The sequence below is a fragment of the Cryobacterium sp. PAMC25264 genome (assembly GCF_019443325.1).
Lineage (GTDB): Bacteria > Actinomycetota > Actinomycetes > Actinomycetales > Microbacteriaceae > Cryobacterium.
On the sequence record NZ_CP080383.1, the window covers coordinates 3,116,432 to 3,135,852 of the forward strand.

21 protein-coding genes and 2 pseudogenes are annotated in these 19,421 nt (G+C 70.2%); 17 read left to right on the top strand and 6 right to left on the bottom strand.

Annotated elements, in window-relative coordinates; genetic code table 11:
• Positions 1–7 precede the first annotated feature (7 nt).
• The 10 genes from KY500_RS14485 (at position 8) to KY500_RS14530 (ending at position 9,325) form a co-directional block, all read left to right on the top strand.
• Complete coding sequence (locus KY500_RS14485; protein WP_219901137.1) at positions 8–484, top strand: DUF2231 domain-containing protein; 477 nt, start codon at positions 8–10, stop codon at positions 482–484.
• A 617-nt stretch (positions 485–1,101) separates the two neighbouring features.
• Positions 1,102–2,094, top strand: coding sequence for a putative F420-0 ABC transporter substrate-binding protein (locus KY500_RS14490; protein WP_219901138.1), 993 nt, complete (start codon positions 1,102–1,104; stop codon positions 2,092–2,094).
• A gap of 54 nt (positions 2,095–2,148) precedes the next feature.
• Positions 2,149–3,276 (top strand): putative F420-0 ABC transporter permease subunit, encoded by a 1,128-nt coding sequence (locus KY500_RS14495; protein WP_219901139.1) that lies wholly within the window; start codon positions 2,149–2,151, stop codon positions 3,274–3,276.
• Positions 3,273–4,166 carry an ABC transporter ATP-binding protein gene (locus tag KY500_RS14500; RefSeq protein WP_219901140.1) on the top strand — a complete coding sequence of 298 codons (894 nt, stop codon included), beginning with the start codon at positions 3,273–3,275 and terminating at the stop codon, positions 4,164–4,166. Before KY500_RS14495 ends, KY500_RS14500 begins: the two co-directional genes overlap by 4 nt.
• A gap of 30 nt (positions 4,167–4,196) precedes the next feature.
• On the top strand, positions 4,197–5,258 hold the full coding sequence (gene cofD, locus KY500_RS14505; RefSeq protein ID WP_219901141.1) for a 2-phospho-L-lactate transferase: 1,062 nt from the start codon (positions 4,197–4,199) through the stop codon (positions 5,256–5,258).
• Entirely contained in the window at positions 5,255–5,740 is a 486-nt protein-coding gene (locus KY500_RS14510) for an ASCH domain-containing protein (RefSeq protein WP_219901142.1), read from the top strand. The genes cofD and KY500_RS14510 overlap by 4 nt, the downstream gene beginning before the upstream one ends.
• 153 nt (positions 5,741–5,893) lie before the next feature.
• The gene (locus KY500_RS14515; RefSeq protein WP_219901143.1) at positions 5,894–6,847 is read left to right on the top strand and encodes an alpha/beta fold hydrolase; all 954 of its coding nucleotides are present in this window, start codon (positions 5,894–5,896) and stop codon (positions 6,845–6,847) included.
• Complete coding sequence (locus KY500_RS14520) at positions 6,831–7,601, top strand: DUF4386 family protein (RefSeq protein WP_219901144.1); 771 nt, start codon at positions 6,831–6,833, stop codon at positions 7,599–7,601. Before KY500_RS14515 ends, KY500_RS14520 begins: the two co-directional genes overlap by 17 nt.
• 106 nt (positions 7,602–7,707) lie before the next feature.
• On the top strand, positions 7,708–8,427 hold the full coding sequence (locus KY500_RS14525; protein ID WP_219901145.1) for a lysoplasmalogenase: 720 nt from the start codon (positions 7,708–7,710) through the stop codon (positions 8,425–8,427).
• Positions 8,428–8,638: 211 nt separating this feature from the next.
• Positions 8,639–9,325, top strand: coding sequence for a DedA family protein (locus tag KY500_RS14530; protein ID WP_219901146.1), 687 nt, complete (start codon positions 8,639–8,641; stop codon positions 9,323–9,325).
• 66 nt (positions 9,326–9,391) lie between these two features.
• Here the strand turns inward: KY500_RS14530 and moaA are convergent.
• Positions 9,392–10,437 (bottom strand): annotated as a pseudogene (gene moaA / locus KY500_RS19820) (GTP 3',8-cyclase MoaA).
• Positions 10,438–10,822: 385 nt separating this feature from the next.
• Here moaA and KY500_RS14540 point away from each other — a divergent pair.
• The 5 genes and pseudogenes from KY500_RS14540 to KY500_RS14560 all read left to right on the top strand — a co-directional run bounded on the left by KY500_RS14540 (position 10,823) and on the right by KY500_RS14560 (position 13,762).
• Entirely contained in the window at positions 10,823–11,365 is a 543-nt protein-coding gene (locus tag KY500_RS14540; protein ID WP_219901147.1) for a hypothetical protein, read from the top strand.
• Positions 11,362–11,712, top strand: coding sequence for a hypothetical protein (locus KY500_RS14545; protein WP_219901148.1), 351 nt, complete (start codon positions 11,362–11,364; stop codon positions 11,710–11,712). The genes KY500_RS14540 and KY500_RS14545 overlap by 4 nt, the downstream gene beginning before the upstream one ends.
• 11 nt (positions 11,713–11,723) lie before the next feature.
• Positions 11,724–12,602: an HNH endonuclease signature motif containing protein gene (locus KY500_RS14550; RefSeq protein ID WP_219901149.1), complete on the top strand. Its 879-nt coding sequence runs from the start codon at positions 11,724–11,726 to the stop codon at positions 12,600–12,602.
• A gap of 6 nt (positions 12,603–12,608) precedes the next feature.
• A pseudogene (locus KY500_RS14555) lies at positions 12,609–12,749 on the top strand (SUMF1/EgtB/PvdO family nonheme iron enzyme); the annotation flags it as partial.
• A 281-nt stretch (positions 12,750–13,030) separates the two neighbouring features.
• On the top strand, positions 13,031–13,762 hold the full coding sequence (locus tag KY500_RS14560) for a PTS sugar transporter subunit IIA (RefSeq protein ID WP_219901150.1): 732 nt from the start codon (positions 13,031–13,033) through the stop codon (positions 13,760–13,762).
• On the opposite strand, the gene KY500_RS14565 is transcribed toward KY500_RS14560, so the two are convergent.
• Genes KY500_RS14565 through KY500_RS14580 form a run of 4 tightly spaced genes read right to left on the bottom strand, consistent with a single transcriptional unit; the run spans position 13,759 to position 16,791 of the window.
• Positions 13,759–14,118, bottom strand: a complete 360-nt coding sequence (locus KY500_RS14565) for a hypothetical protein (RefSeq protein ID WP_219901151.1) — start codon at positions 14,116–14,118, stop codon at positions 13,759–13,761. The genes KY500_RS14560 and KY500_RS14565 overlap by 4 nt on opposite strands.
• On the bottom strand, positions 14,115–14,831 hold the full coding sequence (gene cofC, locus KY500_RS14570; RefSeq protein WP_255579386.1) for a 2-phospho-L-lactate guanylyltransferase: 717 nt from the start codon (positions 14,829–14,831) through the stop codon (positions 14,115–14,117). Before cofC ends, KY500_RS14565 begins: the two co-directional genes overlap by 4 nt.
• On the bottom strand, positions 14,828–15,787 hold the full coding sequence (locus KY500_RS14575) for a coenzyme F420-0:L-glutamate ligase (protein WP_219901152.1): 960 nt from the start codon (positions 15,785–15,787) through the stop codon (positions 14,828–14,830). Before KY500_RS14575 ends, cofC begins: the two co-directional genes overlap by 4 nt.
• A gap of 2 nt (positions 15,788–15,789) precedes the next feature.
• Positions 15,790–16,791: a TIGR03557 family F420-dependent LLM class oxidoreductase gene (locus tag KY500_RS14580; protein WP_120339046.1), complete on the bottom strand. Its 1,002-nt coding sequence runs from the start codon at positions 16,789–16,791 to the stop codon at positions 15,790–15,792.
• Positions 16,792–16,860: 69 nt separating this feature from the next.
• On the opposite strand from KY500_RS14580, the gene KY500_RS14585 reads away from it, so the two are divergent.
• Both KY500_RS14585 and KY500_RS14590 read left to right on the top strand, forming a co-directional pair.
• Positions 16,861–17,697 carry an exodeoxyribonuclease III gene (locus KY500_RS14585; protein ID WP_219901153.1) on the top strand — a complete coding sequence of 279 codons (837 nt, stop codon included), beginning with the start codon at positions 16,861–16,863 and terminating at the stop codon, positions 17,695–17,697.
• Between the two features lie 155 nt (positions 17,698–17,852).
• Positions 17,853–18,470 (top strand): antibiotic biosynthesis monooxygenase, encoded by a 618-nt coding sequence (locus KY500_RS14590; protein ID WP_219901154.1) that lies wholly within the window; start codon positions 17,853–17,855, stop codon positions 18,468–18,470.
• A gap of 22 nt (positions 18,471–18,492) precedes the next feature.
• Here KY500_RS14590 and KY500_RS14595 read toward each other — a convergent pair whose 3' ends face one another.
• On the bottom strand, positions 18,493–19,413 hold the full coding sequence (locus KY500_RS14595) for an AEC family transporter (RefSeq protein ID WP_219901155.1): 921 nt from the start codon (positions 19,411–19,413) through the stop codon (positions 18,493–18,495).
• Positions 19,414–19,421: the final 8 nt, after the last annotated feature.

The following is a 19,421-nucleotide window of genomic DNA, read 5'->3' on the forward strand; positions in this document are numbered from 1 at the left end:
GAGCCCCATGTTCGACACCTTTTTCGGTCTGCCACTCCACCCCCTCGTTGTGCACGCGACCGAGGTGATCGTTCCCACGGCCGCCCTGGTGGTGTTGCTCGCCGCAGCCTGGCCGCGCTTTCGCCGCTGGGCCAAGTTCGTGCCGTTGGGCCTGGCATTGGCCGCCCTTGTGCTGGTTCCACTCTCGACCCAATCCGGCGAGGCCCTTGAGGAACGGGTCTCGGAGTCGGCGCTCATCGAGACCCACGCCGACCTGGCCGAAGGGCTGCTGCCCTGGGTGATCGGCTTGGTCGTGGTGGCCGGCGTGCTGCTCTGGTGGAACTGGTCGGAGCGTTCGCCGCGGAAGCCGATGAAGTGGGTGGCGATCGTGCTCATCGTCGCCGCAGCCCTCGTGTCGACCGGAACCGTCGTGCAGGCCATCAGGATCGGGCACAGCGGCGCCACGGCCGTGTGGTCGTCAGACGTGGGGACCCCCGCGAAGTAGCCGCGCTGCACGCTCGGTTGTGGACTTCCCCTCTTCGTTTCCGCCACGAAGGCCGGAAGTCCGCACCTGACTGGTGCTGCTGGGCGGTATAACGCGGGACATGCGCCGCTCCGCGGGTGGCATGCCCGTCCGGCGGTGCTGCCACGCTACGGCGCCCGGCCCGCGCAGCTACCGCGCGCCGCGTCACGCGGGACATGCGCCGCTCCGCGGGTGGCGCGCCCAGGGCGAAGCGGCGCCTGACCCGCGCACCCACAGGGCAGCGCCTGAGCGCCGCGTCACGCGGGGGATGCGCCGATCCGACGCTGCGACGCCCACAAGAGGGCGACCCGCGCTGGACGCCGGGTGATGGACGGGGCGTCCAGGCGGGCGGGCGACGCATCCGCCCGAAAGCGGATGGGTTTAGTCTGGTTGGGACCCCCGGTTCGATCTGACCGGTTGCGCCGGCCCGGATTTGGGCGGCAGGTCGGGGCATTGCCTCCAGTTCTCTCCCCCACCCTGTACGAGCTCCTCCGTTGGAGCCACAGCCTCTCGCCACTGCGTTGCGGTGTGGTTTTCACGGCGTCGCCGCTGTGTCGGCGCCGCCGACGGATGCCGGGCTCCCGCCTCAGATTGGTCTCATGAAGACTCGCTACCCCACCCTCGCTGCCGCCGCGGCCGTGCTGCTGCTGGCCGGCTGCGCATCCGGCTCGACCGGTGCCGCGCCCGTCGCCACCGCCTCGCCCGGAGGCCCGGGCGCTTACCCCGTGTCGTTCGACAACTGCGACACCTCGCTCACCCTCACGGCCGCGCCCGAGCGGATCGTGACAATCAAGTCCACCACCACCGAGCTGCTGCTGGCCTTGGGCCTCGGCGACCGCGTCGTGGGCTCGGCGTTCCTCGACGGCCCGCTGCCGGCGTCCCTCGCAGAAGAGGGCGCCGATCTCAACGTGATCAGCGACTTCGTTCCCGGCCAGGAGGCCGTTCTGGCGTTGAACCCTGACTTCGTCTACGGCGGCTGGGAGTCCAACTTCTCCGCCGACGGCGTGGGCGAACGCGACGCGCTCTCCGTGCTGGGCATCGGCAGCTACGTGTCGCCGGCCGCCTGCAAGGGTGATGCGATGCCCGACCCGCTCACCTTCGACACCGTGTTCGGCGAGATCGATGAGGCCGGCACGCTGTTCGGGGTTCCGGATGCCGCCGCCACGCTGGTCTCCGCCCAGGAAGCCGCGCTGGCCGCGCTCAAGCCCGCCACCGGGAAGACCACGGCGCTCTGGTACTCGAGCGGCACCGACACTCCGTATGTGGGCGCCGGCATCGGCGCTCCGCAAATGATCATGGATGCCGCGGGCCTGACCAACATCTTCGCCGACGTGCACGACACCTGGACCTCGGCCGGCTGGGAGTCCGTCGTGGCGGCGAACCCGAGCGTGATCGTGCTCGTGGACGCCACCTGGAACACCGCCGACTCCAAAATCGCTCTGCTCGAGGGCAACCCGGCCACCGCCGGACTCGACGCCGTGGTGAACCATCGCTACATCACCGTGCCGTTCGCGGCCGGCGAGGCGGGCATTCGAAACGTGGAGGCGGCCGGGTTGATCATCGACCAGCTCGCCGCGCTCGACGCACAGTAAGTCGCTCGAACGCATCGACCGTTCGCACCGCGGAGCAGGAATGAGGAAGCAGGGATGACCGGAACGACGCACCCCCGCAGCACTCCTCCGTCACTACCCGAGCGTGCCGCACCCCGCGGGAGCCGCGATGCGGCATCCGTCACTGTGCATCGCAGCGGGCCGGGCCGGTACCTGTTCTGGCTGGTCACGGCGCTGGTGGCCCTGCTTCTCGGCTGCGCCGTTGCCGTGACGATCGGCCCGGCCGACGTGAGCCTGGCGCAGGTTGTGGGCAGCGTGGGGAGCCACCTCGGCCTGCCCGGACTGGCCGGGGGAACTCCGGTGCCGCCCTTGACCGACGCCATCGTGTGGCAGCTGCGGATGCCGCGCGTGCTCACCGCCGCCATGGTGGGCGCGGGCCTCGCGCTCAGCGGCGCGGTCATGCAGAGCGTCACCCGCAACCCGCTCGCCGACCCCTACCTGCTCGGCCTGTCCTCCGGCGCGTCGCTCGGGGCGGTCTGCGTGGTCATCCTCGGCGTGGGCTTCGCGCTGCCGGCTGCGGCTTTCGCCGGGGCCCTGATCGCCCTGTTCGCCACCCTCAACATCGCCCGCGTCGGCGGCAGCATCACCCCGGGCCGCGCCGTGCTGGCCGGGCTGGCGATCGCCCAGCTGGGCTCGGCGGGCACCTCGTTCATCATCTTCTGGGCGGCCAAAGGCGACTCCTACCGGGAGATCCTCAACTGGCTGCTCGGCTCCCTGGCCGGCAGTTCCTGGACCAGCGTGCTGATCTCCACAACCGCGCTCGTCCTCGTGGGCACGGGCATCCTGCTCGCCGCCAGCCGACTGGATGCGTTCACCTTCGGCGACACGAACGCCGCGTCGCTGGGCATCAACGTGAACGCCACCCGCTGGGGATTCCTCGTGGCTGTCGCGCTGCTCACTGGCGCGATGGTGGCCGTGAGCGGGGCGATCGGGTTCGTGGGGCTGATCCTGCCGCACCTGGTGCGCGGACTCAGCGGTCCGGGGCACCGACGCCTGCTGCCGCTCGTCGCGGTGGTCGGCGCGCTGTTCCTGGTGCTCGCCGATACCCTCGCCCGCACGGTGTTCGACCCGCGGGAGCTGCCCGTGGGCATCATCACCGCGTTCATCGGGGTGCCCGTGTTCATCCTGCTGATCACGCGCAAGCGAAGCGCGGCCTGGGCATGAGCGCCGAACGCGGCGTTGCCGCCGCATCCGCACCCGGAGTTGCCGCAAACACCCCTCTAAAGAGCGCTGAAGGGGCAGTTTTCCGCAACTCGGGAGCGCCGGATGACGGCGTGGTGCTCGACGGGATCTCCCTCAGTATCGAGGGCACGCGCATCCTGCACCAGATCTCGGCACGCCTGCCGTCGGGCACCGTCACCGGGCTGCTCGGGCCCAACGGCGCCGGCAAGTCGAGCCTGCTGCGCATCGTCGCCGGCATCGACCGGGCGGATGCCGGCACCGTCGCCCTCGACGGCACCGTCGTGGGGCTGCTCCGCCGGCGGGAGGCCGCGCGGCGAATCGCCCTGCTCGAGCAGAACGTGGCACCCAGCGTGGACCTCTCGGTGCGGGAGGTCGTGCTGCTCGGACGCATCCCACACCGGAGCCGGTTGCTCGGCAGCTTCGGCGGCGAGGACGACCTCACCGTGGCGACCGAGGCGCTGGCGATGGTGGGCGCCGCCGATCTCGTCGAGCGGCGCTGGCACACGCTGAGCGGCGGCCAGCAGCAGCGGGTGCAGATCGCGCGGGCGCTGGCCCAGCGTCCGAGCCTGTTGCTGCTCGACGAACCGACCAACCACCTCGACGTGAGCGCACAGCTGTCGCTGCTGCACCAGGTGCGCGGCCTCGGTCTCACGTCGATACTCGCCCTGCACGACCTCAACCTCGCGGCCGCCTACTGCGACCGCATCGTGCTGCTGCAGGCGGGCCGGGTGGCCGCGTTCGGCACGCCCGCCGAGGTGCTGCGACCCGACATCATCGAGGCGGTCTACGGCGTCGACTGCGACATCGTGCCGCATCCCCGCACCGGGCGCCCCGTGATCGTATTCTCCGGCCCCGCACAAACCGGTACCTGACAGCCCCACGGATCTACAGAAGGAACCCCCATGACCCGAGTCACAGTTCTCGCCGGCGGCGTCGGCGGCGCCCGCTTCACTCGCGGGTTGTTGCAGCACCTGGCGTCCGAGGACGCGCGAGATGCGGCGAATGTCCCCTCTGGCGGCCCGGACGGGGCACCTTCCGGCACCTCGGCGAAGGGGCAGGCCAGCGAGGTCACCGTGATCGTCAACTCCGGCGACGACATGTGGCTCGACGGGCTGCGCATCTGCCCCGACCTCGACACCGTGATGTACACGCTGGGCGGCGGCATCAGCGAGGAGCAGGGTTGGGGTCGTGCCGAGGAGTCCCGGCGCACCTCCGCCGAGATCTCCGCGTACGGCCGCGGCTGGTCGTGGTTCACGCTGGGCGACCTCGACCTGGCCACCCACATCGTGCGCACTGACCTGCTCAAGAACGGCGCCACGCTCAGCGCCGCCACCGAGTTCCTCTGCCGCCGCTGGCAGCCCGGCGCCCGGCTGCTGCCGATGAGCGACCAGTTCGTGGAGACCCACGTGCGCCTGGCCGAGGACGCCGATGAGCACCGAGTCGGCGACCTCATCCACTTCGAGGAGTGGTGGGTGCGTTACCGCGCGGGGAAGTCCGTCACCGAGTTCGTGCAGGTGGGTCTGGCCGACGCCGTCGCGGCGCCCGGCGTGCTCGAGGCCATCCGTGACGCCGACGTGGTGATCCTGCCGCCGTCGAACCCCGTCGTGTCGGTGGGCACCATCCTCGCGATTCCGGGCATCCGGGATGCACTGCGCGCCACCTCGGCCCGCGTGGTGGGCATCTCGCCCATCATCGCCGGCTCCGCGGTGCGCGGCATGGCCGACGCCTGCCTGAGCACGATCGGCGTGGAGACGTCGGCGCTCGCGGTGGGGCTGCACTACGGCTCCCGGCAGGGCGACGGGGTGCTCGACGCCTGGCTGGTCGACGAGACGGATGCCGCGGCCGTGCCCGCGCTCGAGGCCGCCGGCATCCGCTCGGCCGCGGTGCCGCTCTGGATGACGGATGTGGCCGCCACCGCTCAGATCGCGGCCGAGGCCCTGCGCAGCGAAGTGGCGACCCGATGACCGGTCCGCTCGACCCGCCGGTTGGCACCGGTGGGGACCACGCGGCACCCGACGCGCTTCCGGTCGCCGAGTTCGCGTTCCCGGGCCCGCTCCGGGACCGGCTCGTTGCGGCGATTCTGGACGGCTCGAAGACCTCGACCACGTCCACGCTGGTGGAATACGGCATCGAGGACGAGCCGCTGCCCGAGCTCGGGGCCCGCCAGGTGCTGATCGACTCCGCCGGGCAGCCGGTGGCGATCATCGAGACGACGGCGGTGCAGGTGGTGCGGCTGGCCGACGTCGACGTGCGCCATGCCCGCGACGAGGGCGAGGGCCACGACTCGGTGGCCGGTTGGCGCGCCGCCCACGAGGCCTTCCGGACCAGCCCCGACATGCGCGGCTATCTGAACGACCCCACCTTCAGCGTCACCGATGACACCCCGGTGGTGCTCGAGCGGCTGCGCGTGGTGGAACTCCTGCCCGGCGAACAGCCGCGCGCCTGACCTCGCGGCCGAGCGGCCGGCCAACTGGCCAACTGGCCGACGCCCCGTCGGCCGGTCGCTCGGGCACTCCCCCGCACCCGCTGCCTGCGCTACTCTCGCCTACGTCGCACAGCCCCGCGGTCGCCCGACCGCACCCGAGCGAAGGGCAGCCGCATGCCAGCAACGTCCCCGCTTCCGCGCATCCACGGCATCTGGCCCGGCGGAATGCCGTATCTCTCCGTCGGGTCGGGCACCCCGCTGCTCTTCTTGCCTGGCCTCACCCCCAATCACGAGCCACCCACCGGCGCCGACCGCCGATTCCAGACCCGGATGCTGCTGCCCTTCGCCGCCACCCGCCGGGTGTGGTGGGTCAACCGGCGGCCCGGCCTCGACCCCGACGCCACCATGGCCGACATCGCGGCGGACTACGCGCTCGCCATGCGGCAGCGCTTCGACGGACGCGTCGACGTGATGGGGCAGTCCACCGGCGGAAGCGTGGCGCTGCAGCTCGCGGCGGATCATCCGGACCTGGTGAAGCGCCTCGTGATCGTGTCGGCCGCGCACCAGCTGGGCATCGAGGGCCGCGACACCGCGATGAGGGTCGCCGATGACGTGCTCGACGGCCGGCCGCGCACCGCCTACGCCGAACTCATGCGGATGCTCGGGTCGGGCGCTGGGTCACAGCGGATGCTTTCCGGCATCGGCTGGCTGCTCGGCAAGAACTACTTCGCCCACGCCAGCGCGGACCTGATGACCACCATCCGGGCCGAGGACGGCTTCGAGCTGCGCAGCCGGTTGGGTGACATCACCGCCCCCACCCTCGTGGTGGGCGGGGAACGGGATGCGTTCTACTCGCCCGAGCTGTTCCGGCAGACGGCGGCGGGGATCCCCCGCGGCCGGCTCGTCCTCTACCCGGACCGAGGGCACCTCGCCACGACGAGCGACCCACGGTTCGTCTCCGACGTGCTCTCCTTCCTCGACCCGCCCGACGAGCCAGCCGACGACCCTACGGGCACGCCGACCGCCGAGCGTCCCCACGATGCACCCGCCGGGCCGTCCGACGGCAGACCCGACCAGCCGAGCGCCTCGGCCCGACCGCGCTCCGATCACGATGACCTGGCGCGCTGACCGCTCACCGCCCACGGCCGCGGAGGCCGCGACGGCGTGGCATGCCGCCTGGCATCCGCTCTACCGGGTGGGCGGCGTGGCCGCCCTGCTCTTCGTGCTGCTGTTGTTGAGCGCGCTGGTGCTCGACGTGCTGGCGCCGCCGCCGGTGGCCGGCACCGTCGACACGCTGCAGTTCATCGCCGACCACAAGGCCGTGTACATCGCCCAGCAGGTGCTCTGGATAGGGCCCGGCTACCTGATGGTGTTGGTCTTCGTTGCCCTCGGGGTGGCGCTGGCGCCGGTGGGCCGCAGTTGGGCCCTGCTCGCCGGGCTGCTCGGTGCGCTGCCGTGGGCGCTGTCACTGGCGATCCCCGTCTCCACCCGGGGGTCGCTGATTCTGGTGACCCTGAGCGACCGGTTTGTGGCGGCAGCGTCGAGCGAGCGACCCGCCATCGTGGCGGCGGCCGAGGCCGTGGTCGCGGAGAACAACACCCTGACGCTGACCGGCCCGCTCTCGGCCATCGGCCTAGTCGTGGGCGCGCTGGCGATGACCCGGGGCGTGTTCCCCGCGATCCTGGGCTGGCTCGGCGTCGCCGCCGGCGTGCTGGGGGTGGCCGCGGAGCTGCTGCGCTTCGTCGTGCCCGATCTGTACCTGGGCGCACTGCTGCAGTGGGTCTGGGTCGTGTGGACGGGGCTCGTTCTCCTCCGTCTCGGCCGGCCGCACCCCACAACCGCCCCGGCCCCACCTCGATCCAAGGCAGGGCAGGGCAGCTGAGTCAGCGGCGTCATTGCCGCCACTACTGTGACGCACAACCGGGCATATTCGTCACGACCCGGCCGGAAATACGTCCATGCGCCGAGGGCCCGGGTCGCTACAGTGAGTGGCACGCACCTCCCTCGACGAAGTGAGCACAGTGCCAGAAACCCGCGACGCGGCCCGGCCGGCACCGCCAGTCCGCGTATTCCTGCCGATCCTCGCGGTCGGTGTGATCCACCTGGGCGCCATCCTGCTCTCGCTCGACGGCGTCGTGGAGTGGACGAAGCCGCTACTCATGCCGGCGCTGGCAATCGGGCTGCTCTGGGCCGCGCCACAGCGTCGCGCGCCCGCGATTTTGCTCGGCATGCTCGCCCTTACCTTCTCCTGGCTGGGCGACATCACCCTGCGGTGGTTCGTGATCGGGCTGGCCTGCTTCCTGCTGGCGCACATCGTCTACCTGGTGCTCTTCGTCACCCGGCTGGCCGTGCAGCGGATGCGCTGGTGGGCCCTCGTCTACGCCGTCTGGCTCGTCGTGCTGCTCACGCTTCTCGCTCCCCACACTGGCTCGCTGCTGATTCCGGTGATGGCCTACGGCACCGTGCTCTGCGCCATGGCCGCGGTCGCCTCCCGGTGCAACCGCTGGGTCGCGGCCGGCGGCGCCCTGTTCGTGGCCTCCGACTCGATCCTGGCGCTGAACAAGTTCCTGCCGGAGTTCAACCTGCCCCTGGCGGACTTCCTCATCATGGTCACCTATCTCGCGGCACAGACCCTGATCGTGTGGGGCATCCTGCGGCACGAGCAGAGTCGGGTGGCGACGCCGGTGGCCATTTCCACGGCCGGGTGACGGACGCCCCGGGCGCCTGAATTCCGACCGGCCTCGGGCTCACGGCGAGGTCGCCCGCGATGTGGCACGGCAGGGAGTCCGCCGGGCGACGGCCGAGATGTCATTCCCGGGGATGACCTGCAGGGCACCAAGGGTGGACGCCGTTTCGCGAGGGATTTTCTAGCCTCGACGTAACGCATCCCGCGCATCGCCACCCGATCGAATCGACCCCATGGACCTGCTCACCGACTTTCTGCTCGCCGCGGTGAGCTCGCCCTGGGTCTACCTCGTGGTGTTCGCCGTGGTCGTGATCGACGGGTTCTTCCCCCCAGTGCCCAGTGAGAGCATCGTCGTGGTCGCTGCCGCGCTCGGTGTGAGCGCGGGCACGCCCAACCCCGTGGTGATCGTGGTGCTGGCGGCCGTGGGCGCCGCCGTCGGGGACAACATCGCCTACTGGCTCGGTCGGCGGATCGGTATCGATCGGTTCCGATGGATGCGCGGCCGCCGCACCGCCGCAGCACTCGACCGGGCGGGCCGCGGCCTCGCTCTCCGGCCGGCCAGTCTGCTCCTCGTGGCCCGGTACATCCCGGTGGGCCGGGTGGCCGTGAACATGACGGCCGGCGCCACCGGCCTGCCGCACCGACGATTCTGGCCGCTCACGGTGCTGGCCGGAGCCTGTTGGGCGGTGTACTCGGTGCTCATCGGGATCCTGGCCGGTAACGCGTTCCGCGACCAGCCCATGCTCGGTGCCGCTATCGGCGTGGTGCTCGCCCTCTGCCTCGGCGTGCTGGTCGACCGGGTCGCAGCAGCGATCGCCCGCCGCCGCCGCCGCCGGGCCCCGGCACCCGCACATCCTGCCGCGGAGGCCGCGCAGGCTGCCCTCCCGAGCCGCTCAGAATCCTCGCGAACTGTGAGCTAAGCCCCACTTTCGCGCGTTTTTTGGGGCTTAAGTCTCAGTTCGCGAGGGTGACAGGCGGGCCGATGCTCATCCGCCGATGTAGGACATCTCGATCTTCTTGCGACCGGAGGAGCGCACCGCACCGGTCTGGGCGCTGCGCAGCTGGGAGGCGCGGTCGGTGCGCTGGCGCCAGATGGCGCCCATGGCGGCGGAGAGCTGCTCGTCGCTGCTGCCGTCGCGGAGGAGCGCGCGTAGGTCATGTCCCTCGCTGGCGAACAGGCAGGTGAACAGCTTGCCGTCGGTGGACACGCGAGCGCGGGAGCAGGTGTGGCAGAACGACTGGGTGACGCTGGAGATGAGGCCGATCTCGCCCTCACCGTCGAGATAGCGCCAGCGCCGGCTGGTCTCGCCGGTGTAGTTGGGGGCCACTTCCTCCAGCGGCAGTTCGGCGTGGATGCGGTCGCGCACCTCGCTGGACGGCAGCACGGCCGCCATGTCCCAGCCGTTGCTCGTGCCCACGTCCATGAACTCGATGAAACGCAGGATGTAGGGGTGCCCTTGAAGTAGCGGGCCATGTTGACGATGTCGTGGTCGTTCTCGCCGCGCTTGACGACCATGTTGATCTTGATCGGGCCGAGGCCCACGGCGTGGGCGGCGTCCAGGCCCGCCAGGATGCGGGCGACCGGGAAGTTGACGTCGTTCATGGCGCGGAAGGTGGTGTCATCCAGGGAATCGAGGGACACCGTGACCCGCTTGAGGCCGGCATCCTTGAGCGCCTGCGCCTTCATCGCCAGCGCCGAGCCGTTGGTGGTGAGGGCGATGTCGACCGGGCGTCCGGCGGGGGTGCGGAGCGCTGCGAGCATCGCGATGAGTTCCTCGAGACCCTTGCGCAGCAGCGGTTCGCCGCCGGTGAGCCGGATCTTCTCCACGCCGTGCGCCACCGAGATGCGGGCCAGACGGGTCATCTCCTCGAAAGAAAGCATCTCGTCCCGCGGCATGAACGCGAAGTCCTTGCCGAAGACCTCCTTGGGCATGCAGTACACGCAGCGGAAGTTGCACCGGTCCGTGACCGAGAGCCGGAGATCGTGCAGCGGCCGGCTGAGGGTGTCGACGAGCGGCGCATCCGTGTGCAGGGCAGGCGAAGCCGGCACTTCACCGGCCTGAAGCCTGACGAAGGGTACGGGGAGCGGTGTACCGGACACCTATCGACCCTAACCCCGAATCCTCCACGTTCCTCGCGTTGCCGAAGCCGAGCATTCCGTTCACCCGCCCCGCACTCCTGGTGGTGCATAATTCCTGCGCCTTTAGTGGCCCCGTGAATCCTTGCAAGTAGTTCCGGGGCGCCCGGCTCGGTAAGAGGAAAATTGCAGGAGTTATGCACATGCTGGACCGGGCTCACAGATGTGTGTGGCTGTGACGCCGGCGCGCCACACCAGGACTGGGATCGGGGCCCAAAAAACTTATCCACAAGTTGAGTTTTGCTCACACGAGGATGCGATATCGGGCTAGATTCGGGGCATGGCAATCCAGTCGAGCATCGCAGACACGTTCACCGTCGGGAACCCTCCCGACGGTGCTTTTCGTGCCGCTGCGGGTGCTGCTGACGGGCCTGCTGACGGGCCTGCTGACCGGGGTGGTGTGATCGCTGTCGAAGGGGCTGTCGATGCTGCTGTGGGCGGTGGCGACGGCCTCGTGGTCGCGGCGGCGAATGTGGCCCGGTTGGGCTGTTCGAGTGCCGAGTACGACGCCCTGTCGGATGCCGACGTGCTGGCCGGGCAGCAGACCCTCGCCCGGGCGCAGCGTGAGCTGGACACCCGCAAGGCGTGGATGGCGAAGACGCTCGCGCACCGGTCCCGGTGGGAGCTCGGCCAGGCGGGATTGGCGAAGAAGCAGGGCTTCCTCAGCCCCGAGGCGTTGATCCAGGAGTTGACCGGCGCGAGCAAGGTCGAGTCCCGCAAACTCGTCGGTGTGGGCCAGATGCTCGCCGAGGCCGAAGCCGCCGAGATACAGGCCGCCGAAGCCGAGGCCGAGGCAGCCCGCCGGCTGCGGACGCGGCGTTGAACGGCCCGCTTGATCCCGACGCGGCCGACACGTCCGACCCAGCACTGGCCGGCGCTCCCCTGGTGCCGGCGCCGTGGCACGCGCCGATCAGCCGCGCGGTGAACGCCGGTACTCTCTCCGTCGACGCCGCCTACGCGATCCGCACCGGCCTGGGCGATATCGACACCGTCGTCACCGGGCTAGTCCTCTCCGACGCGCTGGAGGGGTTGCTCGTCGACGCCAGGTCGATAAACGTGGACCAACTCCTCAAACGCGCCCGGCAGACCCGGGACTGCCTGGATGAAGCCGGCATCCGGGTGCGGAACAGAAAGCCTGGGACGACCGCTACCTCCGCATCTGGACCCTGAACACCGGCCAGGTGAGGGTCGACGGATTGTTCCCACCGGAACAGGGCGAATTCATCAAGGCCACCTTCGACAGCCTCACCAGCCCCCGCCGCGGCGGCGTGCGCTTCGTCGACACCGACCGCGCCGCCTGGGCCAAACGCGTCCAGGACGACCCCCGCAGCACCGAGCAGATCACCTGCGACGGCTTCTTCGACCTGATCGAGGCCGGCACCACCATCAACCCCCACGAGATGCTCGGCGGCCGCCGCCCCACCGTGCAGATCCTCACCAGCGCTACCCCGGCAGTCCGCCCCGCCGCCACTCCGGCCCCGGCCGACCGGCCCGCAGCAAGCGGAGCCACTTCGCCCGCACCGCCCGCCTGGCCCACCGGGCCCTGCCCGCCGCACAGCCCGTTCCCGCCGGGGTTCCTCCGCGACGCCGACAACATCCTGGTCTGCGAACCCGGCCAACCCGGCCACGGCTACCTCGAAGGCAACACCGCACCCCTCTCCCAAGAAACCATCGAACGCCTCATCTGCGACTCGGCCACCATCGAGATCACCGTCGACGACCTGGGCCGGCCCCTTGACGTCGGCCACGAACAACGCCTCTTCAACCGCGCCCAACGCCGCGCCCTCGCCGCCCGCGACGGCGGATGCCGCTGGCCCGGCTGCGACCGCCCACCCGCCTTCACCGAAGCCCACCACATCCAACACTGGAAACGCGACCACGGCCGCACCGACATCAACCAGGGCATCCTGCTCTGCCACGCCCACCACATGCTGCTCCACAACCAAGGCTGGCAGATCTTCGAAAACACCGGCACCTACTGGCTCCGCCCACCAGCCAACATCGACCCCGGCCAGGCACTCATCGACATGCCCAGCCACACCCCACCCAGCACCACCTGACCCAGCGGGGAGCAACGCTCCATGCGGGGCGGCTCGTACCTCTGCCACGACTCGTACTGCAATCGGTACCGCAACTCCGCCCGGGCCTCCAACACCGCCGACTCGGCTGCCGGCAACGTGGGCTTTCGCACCGTCGCGTTGGGCTGAGCATCCGTTGTCCACGGCAGACCCCCAACATCGACCGGGTGGCGTGGGCGGAGAACCGTATGTGGACCTCGAACGCGAGGTCCAGGCGATGCTGATGCGGGAGTAGCCCCGCCGCGGATTCCCGCGTGGGCGCTAAGCCTCGGGCAGGGCCGAAAGTCACTCGGCCCTGCCAGACGCAGACTGTACGCTGGGCAGGCTGCCGCATCCGTCGCCCGGATGGCAGCCGCGCCACGGCCCTCCGGCCACCCGCCGCCCGGCCACGTCTGGAAGGACACCGCACCATGCCCGCGATCCCTGCTGACGCCTCCACCGCGATTGTCATCGTCGTAGTGCTTGTGGTGGTGCTGTTCATTGTGCGCTGGGCGCGAAGAAGCCGGTCGGCGGATGCCGCCGCTGTCGCCGCGACGACGGCCGATGCCCGCGAGACCGTCACAGCGGATGCCGGGGCGCCTGCGGATGCCACCGGCGGCGCTGTCCGCGCTGACGCGGGCGCTGCGGCATCGGACGAAGTGGCTGCTGGGGATGCGCACCCGAAGACCGTGCTGGACTACATCGACGACCGCACCATCGTGCTCGATGTCGACGACGCCGACCGGGACACCGTCATCCGCCGCCTCGCCCGGCTCATGGCCGCGACCGGTCGCGTCATCGATGAGGACGCCGTGGTGCGCGCCGCGCTCGAGCGCGAGCTCATCAGCACAACCGGCATCGGCGACGGCATCGCCATCCCGCACGCGACCACAGACGCCGCCACCTGCCCGGTGCTCGCGTTCGCCCGCAGCCGCAACGGCGTGGGCTGGAACTCCCTCGACGAGGCGCCGGCCCACCTGATCTTCATGATCGCTGTGCCCGAATCGGGCGCGGGCACCGAACACCTGCGGGTGCTGGCCCAGCTCTCCCGCAGCCTGATGAAGCCCTCGTTCCGCGCCTCCATCGAGATGGCGGCCACGCCCGCTGACGTGCTCGCCGCGCTGGCCGCGACCGTGCGTCCGACTGGTTCCGCGCCGCTCTAGGCCGCGCCGGGCACCCGTCCACGCCGCGGGGCCAGCAGCCCACCGCCCACTGTGCTCAGCCCGAGCGCACCGACGACGAAGACCGTGGTGCCCCAGCCTGGCCGGGCCACATCCGTTCCCGTGCCGTCCGCTCTCTCCCAGGCGCAGGCGCGGCCGAGCGGCCAGATCGAGAAACTGCCGGTGACGATGTCCGAACGTTCGGATACGTCGGCGAGCGGGGAGAATGGCCCGTCGACCAGGCAGCCGTGGTCCGCACCTTGTGCAACGGCTGTCGCGTAGGAGAACCCCGCGCCGGTGACGGCGGCAAGGAGGCCGAGGACGATCAGAATGATCGCGGCAACCCGGCGGGGGGTCACCCGGCCGGCCCGGGCCGGTCGGGGGCCTCCGTCGGCATCGGCTGCGACCGGGCGATCAGGGCGCTGGTGTGCGCTCCGACGCCCCGGCGTAGCACCTCGGCGAGGTTGGCGACGGTGTCGACGTCGCGGCGGATCGACGCCGTAGCGGGCAGGTCCAGTGGCGCGTGACCGGCCGCCTCGTGCGCTGCGCGGGAGCCCAGACCGAACCTCGGCACCAGCGCGAGACCGGCTCGGGCGAGCAGAGTGGTGGTGCCGGTGCCCTCTTCGTCGGCGACCATCGCGCGATCGTGGGCGGATGCGGCGGTGAGAGTCATCTCGACATCCGCCATCGTGAGGGCGGGCAGGTCGCCCGTGAGCACCGCGACGTTGCTCCGGGGATACAGCTCCTGAGCCACCCGCACACCCTCGGCGATGGCGGCGTTGAGCGGGTCGCGAGGAGCCGCGAAGTTCCCGTTCCCGGCATCCGAGGGGGATGTTTGCGGCGGCTCGGGCACGATCTGAACGCCCAGGGCGGCCAACGGCCCGGCGGCAGCGGGGTCGGCCGTCACCACGATGACCCGCTGCACCATCTCGGCCGCGAGCAGCGCCGTTACGGTGTCGAGCGCGAAGGCCTCGGCGAGCGCACCGCGCGCCGGGAAGGGCTCGGGCAGATCCCCCAGCCGGCTCTTGGCGCTTGCACTGCCCTTGACGGGCACCACGCACACCCAGCTCACCAGGATGCGGTTCCGCGAGTTGCCACTTCAGGCCCATCCGCGCCGTCTGAAGGGGCCGCAACTGGCATCTCACCGGCGGATCCGACTTGAGTTGCCACTTGAGGCCCGTTGGCGTCTGCGGAAGGGGCTCCAACTGGCAAGTCACCCGCGGGCGTCTCGCGATTTGCCGCTGCTGCCAGCCCGGCCGCGTACCCTTCGGCGAAGGCCTCAGCGCTGCCGACGCGGAACATGTCGTTCGCGCTGTCGCGCAGCAGGCGCCTGGCTCCGCGGTCGCCCGCGTCGATGGGGCCCACCAGCTGTGCGAGCCCGCGCACCACGGCCACGGGGTTGCCGCTGGTCTTGCCCTTGATGAGGTCGGCGGCCCCGGCGATCTCGTCGGCCACGGCCGCCACGGTGACGTCGAGTCGGCGACCGTGCGCATCCGTCGTACCGCGCAGGTCGTCGAGCACGGCCACACCGGCAGCGCCGATCGCAATGTCGGTCTGCCCGTCGCGCCAGGGGCGGCCCACGGTGTCGGTGATGAGCACGCCGACCCGCAGCCCGGTGGTCTCACGCACGGCGGTGCAGAGGGCGCGGGCGGAGGCATCCGGGTCGGCCGGCAGCAGCAGCACGGTGCCCTCTGCCACGTTGCTGGCGTCCACCCCGGCGGCGGCCATCACCAGGCCCTGACGGTTCTCCACGATGCGGGTCACGCCGCCGGGATGCGCACGGGTCGCCACCACGCGCACGGTCTCGTCGGTGATCGCCTGCTCCCGGTCGGTGGCGGCCACCTGCCTACCCTCGGCCTTGGAGACGATCTTGCTGGTCACGGCAAGAATATCGCCATCAGCCAGGTGTGCCCCGGCGGCTGCGAGGATGACCGCGGCGAGGTCGTCGCCGGCACGGATCTCACCGATTCCGGGCAGCACGAACACCTCAAGCCGGGAATCCGGCCCGGCCGCACCGAAAACGCCCATCGCTACCGGGCGAGCTTCGGCAGCACGTCGCGGCCGAACACGTCGATCCACTGGCGCTGGTTGCGGCCCACGTTGTGCAGGTAGATCTTGTCGAAGCCGAGGTCGACGAACTTCTGGATGTAGGCGCGGTGCTCGTCGGGGTCGGCGGAGATGATCATGCGGCCCTCGAAGTCCTCGGGGCGCACCATCTTGGCCATCTGCTCGAACTCGAACGGCGAGCGGATGTCGCCCTTCGGGAACTTCATGCCGCCGTTGGGCCACTCGTGCAGGGCGTTCCGCATGGCCTCCTCGTCGGTCTCGGCCCAGCTCATATGCAGCTGCAGTACCTTGGGCATCGTCGACGGGTCCTTGCCGGCTTCGCGGGCGCCGTCGTCGAACTTGCCGAAGAGCATCGAGATCTTCTCGAGCGGGGCGCCGACCGTGATGAGGCCGTCGGCGTGGCGGCCGGCGCGCTTGGCCGTGACCGGGCCGGCGGTGGCAACGAGGATCTCGGGAGCGACCTCGGGCATGGTCCACAGGCGAGTGGATTCGAGCTTGTAGAACTGGCCGGAGTGCTTGACGTCCTTGCCGGCGATCGATGCCGCAAACAGTTTGGAGATGATCTCGATGGCCTCGAACATGCGGTTGATCCGCTCGGGGGCTTCGGGCCAGTAGCCGCCCACGATGTGTTCGTTGAGCGCCTCACCCGAGCCCAGGCCGAGCCAGTGTCGGCCCGGGTACATCGAGGCGAGCGTGGCGGAGGCCTGCGCGACCATGGCGGGGTGCCAGCGGAACGTGGGCGCGGTGACGCCGGGGCCCATATCGCCCTTGGTGCGTTCGCCGATCGCGGCGAGCACGCTCCACACGAACGAGGATTCGCCCTGGGCTGGCACCCACGGTTGGAAGTGGTCGGCCGCCATCACGCCGGAGAACCCGTGTTCCTCCGCGTACGCCGACAGTGCCACCGCCTCGGCGGGGGCGAACTGCTCCAACATGGCCGCGTAACCGATCTGCAATTCCGACATGCACCCATCCTGCCACTCACGTGTGTCGGCGAGGTTTCTCGCGCGCCCGCGCCAAATAGGCTTAGGCCTATGCGCATCGCCACTTGGAACGTCAACTCCATCCGTGCCCGCGTCGACCGGGTGGTCGACTGGATGGTGCGGGAGGACGTCGACGTGCTCGCCATGCAGGAGATCAAGTGCAAGCCCGAGCAGTTTCCGGCGCAGGCATTCGAGGACGCCGGCTACGAGCTGGCCATCCACGGCCTCAGCCAGTGGAACGGCGTCGCGTTCGCCAGCCGCCACGAGATGACGGATGTGGCCACCGCGTTCCCCGAGATGCCCGGCTTCCAGAAGGGTGAAGAGGGACCGGGGCTGCCGCTGGAGGCCCGCGCGCTCGGCGTCACAGTGAACGACATGCGGCTGTGGAGCCTCTACGTGCCCAACGGCCGCTCGCTCGACGACCCGCACTACGTCTACAAGCTGGACTGGCTGGCCCGGTTGAAGACCCACGCCGTCGATGAGCTGGCCCGCAACCCGAAGCTGGCGATGGCGCTGATGGGCGACTGGAACGTGGCCCCACTGGACTCCGACGTGGGCGACCCCAGCCTGGTTCCCGGCGTCTCCACCCACATCTCGCCGGCAGAGCGCAGCGCCTTCGAGGCGTTCGAGGCGGCGGGCTTCACCGACGTGGTGCGTCCGATCGTGCCCGACGGCTTCACCTACTGGGACTACAAGGCGCTGCGGTTCCCCCGCAACGAAGGCCTGCGCATCGACTTCATCCTCGGCTCGCCGGCGTTCGGCGACCTTGTGACGGATGCGAGCATCCACCGCAACGAGCGGAAGGGCGATGCGCCCAGCGACCACGTGCCCGTGCTCGTGGACCTGGAGACCGAGGACGAGGACGACGACCGCCCGATGATCTTCTAGCTGCGCGCTGGTTGAGCCTGTCGCGCTGGTTGAGCCTGTCGCGCTGGTTGAGCTTGTCGAAACCCGGCGAGCCAGCCTCTGAACGCACGTCACGGGGTCGACAAGCTCCACCGACGTGAGAGCCCGACCGGCGACCCGTCGCCCATACTTAACGCATGTCTCCTGCCGCAGCGGGGAACGACGGCGCGCCACAAGCTCCCGCAGACGTTCCCGTCACCGTGTCCATCCGTCGCAAGGTCGATCCCGCCCGGTTCGACGAGGCCACCCACTGGGTGCAGACCGGGATGGACCTCGCGAACGAGTACCCCGGCTTCCTCGGCTCCGGCTGGGTGCGCGCGCACGCCGGCAGCGGCCACTGGCACATGCTCTACAAGTTCCAGGATGCGGCGTCACTTGAGGCCTGGGAGAACTCGATCGCCCGCACCACCTGGCTGCTCGAGGGCGAGGGCCTGGTGCTCGAGTCGCACGTGGTCAAGCGCACCGGCATCGAAGGCTGGTTCGACGAATCCCAGGAGAACGCGGGCCCATCCGCACCGTTCCAGCCGCCGCGGTGGAAGCAGGCGGTGGCCATCGGGCTGGGCTTCTTCCCGCTGAACGTGCTCTTCACCTACCTGGTCACCGGGGTCGACCCCGAGTGGAACGACATCCCGACCGTGCTGCGGATCCTGCTGACGACCTTCGTGATGGCGCCCACCATGACCTACGTCGTGATGCCGTTCATCACCCGGCGACTGCGGCCTTGGCTGCAGAAGCCACCGAAACCGAAAGCCTGACGGCGGGTCCGGCAGTGGCGGGTCAGGCCAGCAATGCCGCGATGATCACCAGAGCCGGGATCGCGCCGATCGTGGTGACCAGCACGGTGTCCCTGGCCACCACCACGCCCCGGTCGTATCGGGACGCGAAATTGAAGATGTTCTGCGCAGTCGGCAGCGCGCTCACCGTGACGACGGCGAACAGCTCGGCGCCATCGAGGGCGAAGACGAACCGGCCGAACAGGTACGCGATCACGGGCATGAGCACCACCTTGATCACCGACGCCGCGAACACCTGCTTGCGCCCGGTGCCGGCCTGCAGCAGCCTCTGGCCGTGCAGGGACATGCCGAACGACATGAGTACCAGCGGGATCGCGGCGCCGCCGATGATCTCCAGTGGCGCGATGACGGCATCGGGCACCGTCACGCCGAACGTGGCCACGAGCACGCCGAGCACCGACGCGATGATCATGGGGTTGCGCAGCGGCTGGGTGAGGATGCCGCGCACCGACACCCGGCCGCGGGTGGAGGCGTCGAGGATGGTGAGCGTGATCGGCGCGAGCACGAGCAGTTGCAGCAACAGCACGGGCGCCACGTACTGGGCGCTGCCGAGCACGTAGATGGCCACCGGCAACCCGATGTTGTTCGCGTTGACATAGGTGGCGCTCGTCGCGCCGAGCACGGTCTCGGGAACGGGCGCCCGGAAGAACAACCGCGCCAGCAGCAGGTAGAGCAGCATGCCGAGGATCACGCTGCACAGCACCGTGGCGAGGAAAGCGGAGAACAGCACGTGCACATCCGCGTGGGCGAGCACCGTGAACAGCAGGGCGGGAGTGGCGACGAAGAAGGCGATGCGGTTGAGCACCCGGCCGGCGCTGTCGCCGGCCACGCCGGTGCGCTCGACGATGTAGCCCACCAGGATCACAAACCCGATGATCGAGAAACCGACCAGTACACCGCCCACGTTTCGAG